This is a genomic window from Prosthecobacter sp. (assembly GCF_044373815.1).
Classification (GTDB): Bacteria; Verrucomicrobiota; Verrucomicrobiia; order Verrucomicrobiales; family Verrucomicrobiaceae; genus Prosthecobacter.
In genome coordinates, this window is the sequence record NZ_JBIPNG010000196.1 from 1 (window position 1) to 11,303 (window position 11,303).

General features: G+C 58.7%; 11 protein-coding genes and 1 pseudogene. 1 reads left to right on the top strand and 11 read right to left on the bottom strand.

The window, feature by feature from the left end; all coding sequences use genetic code 11:
- Nucleotides 1–282 (top strand): transposase (locus tag ACIREA_RS16410; protein WP_397383377.1); only part of this gene is annotated, 282 nt, incomplete at its 5' end.
- Nucleotides 283–569: 287 nt separating this feature from the next.
- Here the strand turns inward: ACIREA_RS16410 and ACIREA_RS16415 are convergent.
- From ACIREA_RS16415 to ACIREA_RS16465, 11 genes and pseudogenes are all read right to left on the bottom strand, one after another.
- The gene (locus ACIREA_RS16415) at nt 570–1,511 is read right to left on the bottom strand and encodes a hypothetical protein (protein WP_397383378.1); all 942 of its coding nucleotides are present in this window, start codon (nt 1,509–1,511) and stop codon (nt 570–572) included.
- Nucleotides 1,512–1,517: 6 nt separating this feature from the next.
- Nucleotides 1,518–2,762: a right-handed parallel beta-helix repeat-containing protein gene (locus ACIREA_RS16420; protein ID WP_397383380.1), complete on the bottom strand. Its 1,245-nt coding sequence runs from the start codon at nt 2,760–2,762 to the stop codon at nt 1,518–1,520.
- A 63-nt stretch (nt 2,763–2,825) separates the two neighbouring features.
- The gene (locus tag ACIREA_RS16425; RefSeq protein ID WP_397383381.1) at nt 2,826–3,428 is read right to left on the bottom strand and encodes a hypothetical protein; all 603 of its coding nucleotides are present in this window, start codon (nt 3,426–3,428) and stop codon (nt 2,826–2,828) included.
- A gap of 37 nt (nt 3,429–3,465) precedes the next feature.
- Nucleotides 3,466–3,798 carry a hypothetical protein gene (locus tag ACIREA_RS16430; RefSeq protein ID WP_397383382.1) on the bottom strand — a complete coding sequence of 111 codons (333 nt, stop codon included), beginning with the start codon at nt 3,796–3,798 and terminating at the stop codon, nt 3,466–3,468.
- A gap of 112 nt (nt 3,799–3,910) precedes the next feature.
- Nucleotides 3,911–4,048, bottom strand: coding sequence for a hypothetical protein (locus ACIREA_RS16435; RefSeq protein ID WP_397383383.1), 138 nt, complete (start codon nt 4,046–4,048; stop codon nt 3,911–3,913).
- Between the two features lie 14 nt (nt 4,049–4,062).
- Nucleotides 4,063–4,878 (bottom strand): DUF2934 domain-containing protein, encoded by an 816-nt coding sequence (locus tag ACIREA_RS16440; RefSeq protein ID WP_397383384.1) that lies wholly within the window; start codon nt 4,876–4,878, stop codon nt 4,063–4,065.
- Between the two features lie 81 nt (nt 4,879–4,959).
- Nucleotides 4,960–5,631 (bottom strand): response regulator, encoded by a 672-nt coding sequence (locus ACIREA_RS16445; protein ID WP_397383385.1) that lies wholly within the window; start codon nt 5,629–5,631, stop codon nt 4,960–4,962.
- A complete protein-coding gene (locus tag ACIREA_RS16450; protein ID WP_397383386.1) occupies nt 5,597–7,462 on the bottom strand; it encodes a PAS domain S-box protein in 1,866 nt (621 codons plus the stop codon). The genes ACIREA_RS16445 and ACIREA_RS16450 overlap by 35 nt, the downstream gene beginning before the upstream one ends.
- An 18-nt stretch (nt 7,463–7,480) precedes the next feature.
- Complete coding sequence (locus ACIREA_RS16455; protein WP_397383387.1) at nt 7,481–8,377, bottom strand: DUF6268 family outer membrane beta-barrel protein; 897 nt, start codon at nt 8,375–8,377, stop codon at nt 7,481–7,483.
- 34 nt (nt 8,378–8,411) lie between these two features.
- The gene (locus tag ACIREA_RS16460; protein WP_397383388.1) at nt 8,412–11,096 is read right to left on the bottom strand and encodes an HAD-IC family P-type ATPase; all 2,685 of its coding nucleotides are present in this window, start codon (nt 11,094–11,096) and stop codon (nt 8,412–8,414) included.
- 64 nt (nt 11,097–11,160) lie between these two features.
- Nucleotides 11,161–11,303: pseudogene (locus ACIREA_RS16465) on the bottom strand (2-hydroxyacid dehydrogenase); the annotation flags it as partial.

Here is an 11,303-nt window from a genome sequence, read left to right on the forward strand (position 1 = left end):
GTGCCAGCGAAACCGGGTCTGCGCCGGGTGCTGGTGCTCGACAACGCCTCCTGGCACAAGGTCAAAACGCTCAACTGGCACCACTTCGAAGCACTGTTCCTGCCGCCTTACAGCCCTGACTTCAACCCCATTGAACGGCTGTGGCTGCGCCTGAAGGCCGACTTCTTTGCCGACTGGATCGCACGCAGCGGCGCAGAGCTCGAAGACCGCCTTTGCCATGCCCTCAACCACTTCATGTCATCGGCCACTCAGACCACCTCCATCTGCTCGATCCGGAAATGAGTTTTGCGATTTGCTATAGACGACCAGCGGGGAAAGGAGCGGGGCAGTGTAGGCCATCAACCAACAGAACTTTCGGAACGCGACGCCTGGCAACAAAGCACCCGGAAGGCCGGTCAGCATGAGGGCGATCAGGAGGCGGAGCATCCAAAGCTGCACGCGAGGGCGAGGGGCACGGCTGGTATTCATGCGGCTTACTTTTTGGCAGGAAAATTTCAGGGCAAGAAAATAGGAGTCAGAGGCTTGGCCCAATTTTCTTGCCCATCAATCTCCTTGCCAACCTCAACGCATCATCGCGTCGTTATCGGTCCCATCTTCACGACTTCAAGGTCTCTGCCCTTCACCTTGCGGATGGGCAGGAGTTCCTCATGCACCCAGCGATCATCGGGCGCGCCGCTGATGAACCAGTCGCCGCCATTGTCGGCGAGGATCATGCCGTGCGTCTTGAGACCTTCGAGGATCACATTGGCCGCGCCGGTGAACTTCGAGGTGTCAAAGCTGGCCTTCAACCGCACGCGCATGCCCATTGGCGGCAGGTTCGCGTCCTTGTGTGGACTGGCGAAGTGAGTGGCGGGCGGCACATTGGCGTGACGGCTCTTTTTGACGGTGAAGCGCAGTGCGTGCGTGAGCTTCTTCGTGCCGCAGATCTCATCGTAGCGGGCCAGTCCGGGCAAGATGAGCAAACCCGCAGCATCGGCGCTGGTCCAGCCTGCGGGGCGGGGCTTTGGCGCTTTCAGATCAAAGACGCTGCCGCTGTAGGCCTTCCATGCTTTGCCACCGAAGAGTGGAAAGGCGTGGTAGATCTCGTAGAGCTTCCAGTTGTCCTTATCGAGCACTAGCACATGGCGGTCGCCGTCGCTTTGAGCGCCGCCTTCGATCCAGGCATCCGGCGGAACAGGATACGGGCCTGGATCGCTCTCATCTTTGCCTTCATTAAAATGGATCGGCACCTTCGGTTGATCACCGCTCACGACGTAATACGGAATGCCGCCCGGCTGCCCCTTCCACACGACGCCAAAGTCTTCATGCAGACCCGTCTCCGCGCCGATGGACGCGATGATCGCATCGCTGAGCGGATCTACCTCGTCCTTCGACACATTGCGATTCCATTCGTCATCGGCAGGCATGAGCAAAGCGCCGCCGAGGTCGGCATTGGGTCCCGTTTTGAGCTGTGGCTGCTGGGCGAGGGCACTGAGGGTGAATGAAAAGAAAAGTAGCGCGGTTGCTTTCATGGCTGGTTAAGGTGAGATGGCTCCGCTCACTTTTTGGGTGCGGGGTTTGCCGTGGATGTCGGTGGGCAGGAGGTGCTTTGCATCGGCGTGGTCAAGCCTGGCATCGCTGGCGGGGGTAGCGTCGTGCCGGGTGCCGTCGAGGGTGACGCCCGGGAAGTCCTCAAAGCCGCGACCTTTGACACAGCCGTCTTTGGGACCATCGCCAAAGACCATGTTGCCGCTGCTGAGGACGCCTGCGTTGCCGTTGGCGTAGTGGAGGGCATTGGCATCGCGGGAGTAGAGGATGTTGTTGGCGAGGACCATGCCTTCGCGGCCATTCCAAGAGCCGCCGCGAAAGGCGTGGGCGCTGTTAAGAATGGTGTTGTGGATGACTTGGAGGTTCAGCGTCTTGCCTTGGTGGTCGGTGCTGGCGAAGCCTGCGCCCGCGCCGTTGATGAGGATGTTGTTGCGCACGATGGCCTCGCCCTGCACCTGCATGATGTTGTCGGCGCTGTTGTAGCAGAGGTTGCGCTCGATGATGTTCACCGGCTTTCCGGCGGTGCCATACACGGTGATGCAGGGATACTGCGTGTCATGCACATGGTTCTCGGCGATCAGATTGCCCCAGGAGCCTTGCTTAACCTCGATGCCATCGCCTTGATCGCCGCGACAATCATGAATGTGGTTCAGCGCGATGACGCTCTCGCTCATGATGTGATCGCCGTTGTTTGCGCCGAGATACATACCCTCGGCATGGCCCGCGCCGTGATGGATGTGATTACGGGTCAAAAAGAGGCGCTGGGTGTCGGCGCTGTTGGCGCTTAGACAGACCTGACCGGTGTTATGAATGTGGCATTGATCGATCCACACGTCGGAGCAATGGCCGAGCCGCAACCCGTGACTGCCACCGGTGAACTCGATGCCGCGCAGGCACAGGAACTTCACCGGACCGCCCTGGCCGACATTGAGCACGTTTTGCTTGGCATCAGGTCGCGTGATGACGACCTGCGCTCCCTCGGCTGCGACGATCCAGATCGGCGCGTCTGCTGTGCCGCTCACCAACAGATCCCACATCCGCTCAACGCTGTAAGTGCCGGAGCTTATTTCAAGCTTGTCGCCGGGCTTTAATGCTTCCACCGCTTTCACAAGCGAAGTCCCGCTTGGATTGGTATGCGGGATCACCCGCTTTGGGACACTGCTGGCCCAGGCTGGTTCGTAGTTGGACGCAAGCGCGTTCGAGGCGAAGCAGATGATGATTAGGAGGGATCTCATAGCTGGTTGAAAAGGAGGAGACTTACGATTATTTGGCCTGGTATAAAAGTACGGACAAGTATTTCAATTCACGGCGTATTCATGGTGCGGAGTGATTTTCTGCCAGGCCGCCTCAATTAGTCTGTAGGCATTTTCAGGACGCACGATGCCACGGATGAGCATCTCGTGAATCTCCCGTGCCTCCGCCATGCTGATGTCATAGTACCAGCGTTCGCCAGTCTCACCGTTGCTGTCGGTAAAAGCGACATGTCCCACCTGGCTGCCTTCCGAGTACTTCACTGCGGCCACCAGGCCAAAGACGACCCACGCCTCCTTTGCTTGGACGATGGCAGGCGTTGGATCATCGAACAAGAACCGTTTGCTGCTCAGGAAGATGCCGAGACGGCCCTGCTGATCGCGCACGCCGTGGGGCCAGACCCGGGTGGGTGTGAATGAGGCCACGGACATCATGGATTGGACACGTTTGGCGATGGCTTCGAGCGGCAGCAATTCGGCACGGCTCAGCGCTCGCGCTGCATAGCTCTTGGCAGGCGGCGCACTCTGAGAAGCGGTGGATGATTGCGTTTTTGCTGAACTGACGTTTTCATTGCCCGCAACCAACACCGCAGATAGCAAGGTGACTGCGGTGGCTAGATTGAGGCCGGTGAGGAGATGGTTGGAAGTCATGGTGGTGGTTGGTAGTTGAGTAAGCGGGATAAAATTATCAGCCACGGTGCGCGGGTTTCACGCCACGCGCCGCGCCAGTGAGCCGCCGCGCGTTTAGAAGACGTGTGGCGAGTGTTTTCCGCACCGTGGCGTGAAGCTTCAGCAGCGCCTCGTCAAAGGTGTGCCCAGCACTGCGCGCCAGCACATCAGGCCCTGGAATGCTCAGCATCATGGAGAGGTGGTAGCGAGGCGTTTTCTCCCGCTGCTGCTCCACACGCACAACGGCGCGGGATATTTGCTTGAGCGTGGCGAACTGCTCGAGCGTCTGATGGATCTGGGATTCCCATTGGGCGCGCGGATCGCAGCCGAACCAGTCGAGATGGATGATCATGAGTGTGTTTGTTGTTAAAAAGTGGAGAAAAGGGTGCCGACAGGAGCCTCCGAGGTTTTTTTTTTCACGGTGGGTTTGGCGCGGAAGGCTCCTGCCAGCGGTTGTGACAGCATCAGGAATTTTTGGGATAAAAATGCCAGGTGCTGTAACAGGGGTGCTCCTCGGTTTGCGCCGACTTAATTTCATAGCTGCTGCATGAGGCAAGCTGGCCGGTGAGGAGGAGAAGATGGAAGACGAGGCGAGTTTTCATTTGGTGGGTTTGGCCTATGGTTTGGGTTTCTTGGTGGCTGATTTTGCGACAGGTGCTGTTTTCAAAGTGGATTCATGTGCTGCTTTCTCAGCAGCGGCCTGGATGACCTGCTGTTCGGCGCGAAGCCAGAAGTCGATTTCCTTGCCCAGAGGGCGGTCTGCCTGGAGCCAAAGATGGTAGGCGAGTCCACGAACTTCTTGAATCTGTTCCGGGGGCATGGTGTGCTGGCTTTTATTCATGGTTTGATGAATGTTGCGTGGCTTGCTTGCGTCTGGTTCCATGTAAGAATCGTCAGAATAAGCGGGCAGATTCTGATGAAGCCGTTCGTTGATGAGACGCAGAGTGGATTGGCGGCTAGGCGGATGATGGATGTCTGCACAGCAGATGAGTTCGGCCTGCCACCGCTCTGCCCACTGCTGTAGATCCCTGCAGAATGTGTTAATGTGGGCGCAGGGTGAGTGGCCATCTGGTTCCAAGGCGAGGATCATGGCTCTGCCCTTGCGCTGCTGCCAGATGATGGAATCCAGCCATCGCTTGATATGGTCTGGCAAAGGCTCGTCGCTTGAAGTTGCGATGATGATCATGTCCGCCTTTGTGCCGATACGGACGGACATCGCGCGGATGTCGGGCGCGGCTACCAGCTTTTCAAAAGCCCATGCATTGAAAGACATCCGTAGATCAGCCCGAAAGGACTGATGAAGCCATCTGAAAGCGTGATTCACCTGCATTTCGGAATGGTAGCCATCATGAATGGCGATGACGGAAAAACGGGCGACAGTGCCATCACTGCCCCGTGGCGCTGTGCTTATGGTTTGTTCATTGTTTTCCATTAGCAAGATTATGTCCTGCCATGCTCCCCCCCTCAATTGGCAAACTTACCCTCTGATTTTCAGCAACCGGCTGAATCCATTTCAGCCATGCTCCGCCGTCCAGCGCGTGGCGTGGTGGATGAGTTCGGTGGCGTTACGCAGGCTGAGCTTTTGGCGGATGTGCATGCGGTGTGTGTCCACGGTCTTGATGCTAAGGTTCAGCATTCTGGCGATCTCATGCGGCTCCTTGCCCTGACCGAGAAGATTATACACCTCGAACTCACGATCTGAGAGTGTGGAAACGGAAGATGCTCCACTTCTGGTGCCGGACAGCTCATCGAGGATGAAAGCGGCCATGCGCTCGCTCACGGCAATGCCGCCGGTGAGCACTTTGCGGATGGCGTGGATGATTTTTCCCGGACCTTCCTGCTTCATGATGTAACCGCGTCCACCTGCGCGGATGACACGCTCGGCATACATCGTCTCGTCGTGCATGGAGATGATGAGCACGGGTGTTTGCGGGCTGAGCGCGCGCATGTCCTTGAGCAGTTCCAGGCCGCTTTTGCCGGGAAGGCTCATGTCCATGAGCATGAGATGGGGTTTGAGATCTTCGAGTGCGGCCAATGCTTGCGGAGCATCGTGGGCCTCGCCGCACACAATGAGATCGGTTTCCAGATTGACCAGTCCGGTCAATCCGGCGCGGAAGATCGGGTGATCATCGACGATGAGGACGCGTTTTTTAGGAGTGGGATCTGCGTTGGTTTTTTTTGGCATGGTCGAGTGTTGATGGGAATTGACAGGTGACCACGACACCTTTTCTTCGGCCATTTTCGACTTTCAGCGTGCCGCCAGTCATTTCGGCGCGGTAGCGCATGATGCGAAGGCCCATGCCTTCTTTCTTCACTGGAGCTTGCAGGCCGGTTCCGTCATCGGTGATGGTCAAATTGGCCTTGGTGAGGCGAATGCGGATGTTTTTGGCTCTACCGTGCTTCACGGCGTTGCTAACGGCTTCCTGGGTGATGCGGTAGAAATGCATCATCGCGGTTTCGTCTTCGATTAGCACGCTCTCACGGCATTCAAAGTTGCATCGCAAGCCAAACAGCTCGCTGGACTGTGCGGCGAGGTTTTCCAGCGCACGGGCAAATCCACCCTGCTCCGGTGCCACGGGGTGCAGGCCGCGTGCGAGACCGCGAGTCTGGGCGAGTGCCTTCTGCAGCAGCTCACCCAACTTTTTGGCGCCGACGCTCTGTGGTGATTTTTCGGCATCCAGGGTGCGCTGAAGCACTTCCGCCATCATCCACGCGCCTGCGAGCTGCTGGCCCAGATCATCATGTAAGTCCTGGCCGATGCGGCGCTGTTCGCGTTCGCTGATATGCAAAATTTCCTCCTCAAGCTGCCGCCGCGCCACAATCTGCTCCATTAGCTCCGCAGTGCGTTGCTGCACACGTTGCTCCAGTTCGGCATTGAGCGTACGGATTGTCTGTTCGGCGGTTTTGCGCTCGGTGATGTCCGTGATGTCGATGATGATGAGTGTCCCCTCGGGCGTCTCCACCTGGCTGAGGCTGATCTCCATCGGGAACTCGCTTCTGTCTTTGCGCAGCCCCGCCAGCTCCATGCCACGAAATCGCTCAGCTTGCTCTGGGTTTGTCAAAAAGTCCTTCCGCACTTCACCAAAGCGGTAACGTTCCCGCAGGGCGAGCAATATCTCAAATCCCGTGCCGAGCATCCTCTTGCGAGGGATGCCGAAAAGGCTTTCTGCACGCGCATTCGCCATCCACACGCGCCCTTGTTCATCAAGGATGACAAATCCATCCGGCGCAGCCTCCAGCAGGCGGTCAAACATGCGGCGTTCCACGTTTTGCTGCGTGATGTCGCGTGAGATTTTGGAGAAGCCGCTGAGACGGCCCGCCGCGTCCAACAGTGGCGAGATAGAAAGAGAGATGTCGATGATGCGCCCATCTTTGCGAATGCGCCGAGTCTCGTAGTGCTCGATGCGCTTCCCCCGGCGGATGTAGCGGCGAAAGACGGCCTCGTCATCCGCTGCTTCCGGCGGACGCAAAAAAGACACCGGCTTCCCGACGGCTTCCTCGTCCGAATATTGAAAAATCCGCTCCGCTCCGGCATTCCACGTCTTAATCACGCCATCGAGATCAAGTGTGATGATGGCGTCGTCAGAAGATTCGACGACGGCGGCAAGCCTCCTGCTTGCCGAATCTGCCGCCTCGCGCTCGGTGATGTCGTGGGCGATTCCGCCGATCTGATACGGCTTACCATCCTTGCGTCCGAGAATGATACCGCGATCCGCGAGCCAGCTGACCCGGCCGTCACGACCGATGATACGGTAATGCGCCACATAGTCGTCCTTGCTGCCATCGAACCACTGCTTCAGTGCTTCCCGAACCGCCTTGCGGTCCTCTGGATGAATGCCCTCCTCCCATAGTCCCGGTCTATGTTGCAGTTCATCCACGCCATAACCCCAGATACGCTCAAAAGCGGGACTCACATACGAAAAGCGTGGTGGATCGAGTTCCTTGAACCACAGCACGTCGCCGATGTTCTCAACAAGGAGTCGAAAGCGAGCCGGATCTGGGAGGGGGGGAGTCATAAACGCATAGGAACCGAATCAGAACTGCCAGCGCAGGTTTAGCGCACTGAAGGGCGCGGACTCGAGCGTTTCATTGGCAAGCACATTATTGTTGGTGTCGCGCAACTCAAGCTCGCCTCCGACATTCATACCGACTCGCATGGAGATCGAAAAGCGGTCCGTGGCCTGATAAATCACCGAGGCGGCGGTCTGCCAGCCATTCAGTTCCACACGATTCACCGCTGGGTCTTCGACATCCCACGAACCACCGCTCGGATAGGCGCTGAGGCTCAGCGTCACGCGATCCGTGGCACGCCAGCCGAGCACAACAAACGGCGGCGTGACCTGCACGATGAAGGGACCCGGCTTCCAGATGAAACCGAGTGCGGGAACGATCATGCCCTCCTGCGCGCCGTATTGCGCGAAGAGGCCTCCCGCGAGGCTGAAGCTGTCTGTGAAACGATAACCGAGCAGCCCGAGGCCGGAGACTTCAAAGTCATCCCATGACAAGCCTTGGAAATCCGTGCCGATGCCCGGCGTCACAAAGCCCAGGCCCCACCAGCGCGACTGCTCTGGCCGCCAGAAGAGGCTTAGCTGCGCCTCCAGCGTGTGCAGTGTCTCACGTTGCAAGCCGAGGAAGCCATTGAAGTCCAGCTCGCTTAGATTGTAGCTCAGCGAGGCGCTCATGCGCAGCGAGTTCACCTTCTTAGTCCACAGAGGCAGAATGGTTCGCACCTCCATGAAATCGAGGCCACCAGGCCGGTTCGCAAAGTCCTGCGTGTCGATAAAGGTCGTGTCCACCATGTAGCCCGGCCTTCCAAAGCCAAACGCGGCCGGATCAATTAGATCCACCGAGCGAGCTGCGGCGGCAGGCTCGGTCTGTGCTGAGAGGGTCAGTGTGGAGGCGAAGAAGAGGATTGTGAGGTGCTTTTTCATTGGGGGTAGGGGTGGATTGCTGACAGAGTACGCTTCATCGCACGCATCGGATCTTTTTCTCGAGCTCCACCACCACGAGCGCTGCAACAGCCACGCCGAGAATGCGCAGCCAGGCGGTTGCATCAATCGGCGCAGTATGGAGCAAGCGGTTCATCACCGGCGCGTAAGTGAAGACCAGTTGGAGGAAGCCAGTGAGTGCAATGCCGTGCAGCATTCTCGGATTCGTGAAAAAACCTAGCGAGAGCACACTGTGCCGGAGGCTGCGGCAGTTGATGAGATAGGCGCTGGCGACAGCGACGACCATGTTCACCACGGCGGTGCGTGTTTGCGCGATGCTGGCTCCGTTGTTTTGCTCATAAAAGAACACCCAATAGCTCCCGGCGAGCATGATCACCGAAACGAGTCCGGTGCGGGTGAACATGGCGAAATCAAAGATCGGCGTCTTTTGATCGCGCGGCGGTCTTTGCATGATGTCGGCTTCCGGTGGCTCAAAGACGAGCATGAGGCCGAGCAGGATTGCGGTGGTGAGATTCACCCAAAGCAAATGCACGGGCAAAGCCGGCAGCGTAAGGCCGAGCACGACGCTGGTGAGCAAGATGAGCGCGAAGCCGACACTGACTGGCAGCGTCCAGACGAGGAACTTGATGAGGTTGTCATAGACGCCACGCCCCTCCTCAACGGCGGCGGCTATGGTGGCGAAGTTGTCGTCCGTGAGTACCATGCTTGCGGCACCCTTCGCCACATCCGTGCCGGTGATGCCCATGGCGATGCCGATGTCGGCTTGTTTTAAAGCAGGGCCGTCATTCACGCCATCTCCGGTCATGGCCAGGATGTGCCCGCAGCTCTGCAAGGCACGCACGAGCCGCAGTTTCTGCTCAGGAGCCACGCGGGCAAACACGAAGGTACGGTCGGCGATCTCAGGAAGATCAGCATCGCTGATGTCGGCCAGCTCACGACCAGATATGGCCGGTGCGGTATCGGCTCCGGCGATGCCGATTAGTTTGGCGATGGCCTGGGCGGTCGCGGCGTGGTCACCAGTGATCATCTTCACGCGGATGCCAGCGGCCTGACAGCGTGAGATAGCGGAGACGGCCTCCTCACGCGGCGGATCAATCATGCCCTGCATGCCCAGAAAAATCAGCCCCTCACTCACATGATGATGGCTAAGGTCCGAGGTGACGTGTGAACCGTCACGCCGGGCAAAGGCGATCACGCGCATGCCTTGGCCACCGAAGGACTGCGCTGCATCGCGGATGGCATCCGCGTTGAGATTCACCACCTCGCCACGCGCATCGAGCATATGCGTGCAGCGGTCCAGCAAACGCTCCAAGGCTCCTGCTTTGTAGATCCGGCGGCCTTCCGCGTGATCATGCAACGTTGCGCGAAACATGTGGGCGCTCTCAAAGGGGATCATGTCCACTCGCGGCGAGCCAGCATGGATGGCGGCATGGCTCAGCCCGGCTTTCTCCGCAGACACGAGCAGGGCACCCTCGGTAGGGTCACCCGCAATGCTCCACTGTCCGTTTTTTTCGATGATGGCGGCATCATTGCAGAGCATCCCGGCATGAAGGCACTCATACAGCGCGGGCTTCGCGGAGGCGTTGATTTTGTTGTATGATGCATCAATCAGCACTCCGCGCGGCTCGTAACCGGTGCCGGTGAGCGTGAAGGTCTCGCCTCCAGCATGGATGCGCTGCACGGTCATCTTGTTCTGTGTGAGCGTGCCGGTTTTGTCCGAGCAGATGACGGTGGTGCAGCCGAGTGTCTCCACGGCGGGCAGCTTGCGGATGATGGCACGGCGCTTTGCCATGCGGCTGACACCGATGGCGAGCACGATGGTGATGGCCGCAGGCAGCCCTTCCGGAATGACACCCACGGCCAACGCCACGCTCGCCATCAGCATCTCAATGACGCTGCCACCACGCACCAGCACGCCATAGGCAAACAGGGCCGTTGCTAGCGCCAGGATGATCCACAGCAACATGCCGCTGAAGTGTGCGATCTTTCGCGTGAGCGGCGTGGTAAGGTCCACCGCCTCCGCGATGAGAAAAGCCACGCGCCCCGTCTCTGTGCGGTCGCCCGTGGCCCATACCACACCGGTGCCGGTGCCCGCGGTGACGAGAGAACCCGCGTAGGCCATGTTCACCCGATCCGCGAGAACGGTGTCCGCTTGCAGCGGGTCCGGGCGTTTGCTGGCAGGCACGGATTCACCGGTGAGAGAGGATTCGTCGATTTGCAGGCTCTTCGTTTCCAGCAGGCGGATGTCCGCAGGCACACGATCACCACCCGCTAGCATCACGATGTCGCCAGGAACCAGCTCGATGCTGTTCACGCGGATCTTTTTGCCATCACGCTTCACCACCGCTTCGGCCACGACCATCTTCATGAGAGCCTCCAGCGCATTCTCAGCCTTCGACTCCTGGAGGAAGCCGATGACGGCATTCACCACAACGACGATGAAAATCACGCTTGCATCCACCCACTCGCCCAGGAATCCAGTCACCATCCCAGCAGCGATGAGCACCAGCACGAGCGGTGCCATGAACTGCCGCAGCAGCCGCTTCCACCCCGGCGTGCCACCGCGAGGCTTCACGCGGTTCTCGCCATAGCGTTCCAGCCTTTCTGAAACCTCCGCGCTGGTGAGTCCGGTTTCGAGGGAGCCCCCCGTGAGCCTGAGAGCATCACAGGTGGCAAGATTGTGGGCAGTGGTGGCAGTCAAGAATGGAGAAATCAGAGAGGAATGAGTGAGCGGCAATCAGCAAACGGATGAGGTTTCAGGGGGCTTAAAGCTGAGTCCCTTCGCGCCACGACGAGTTGCTTTGCATGCGGAGGAGGTTGTCGAGCGTGCTTCCAGCGATCTGCACGAGCGCTTCGTGCGTCAGGAAGGCCTGATGCGCGGTGATGAGGACATTTGGGAAGGTCATGA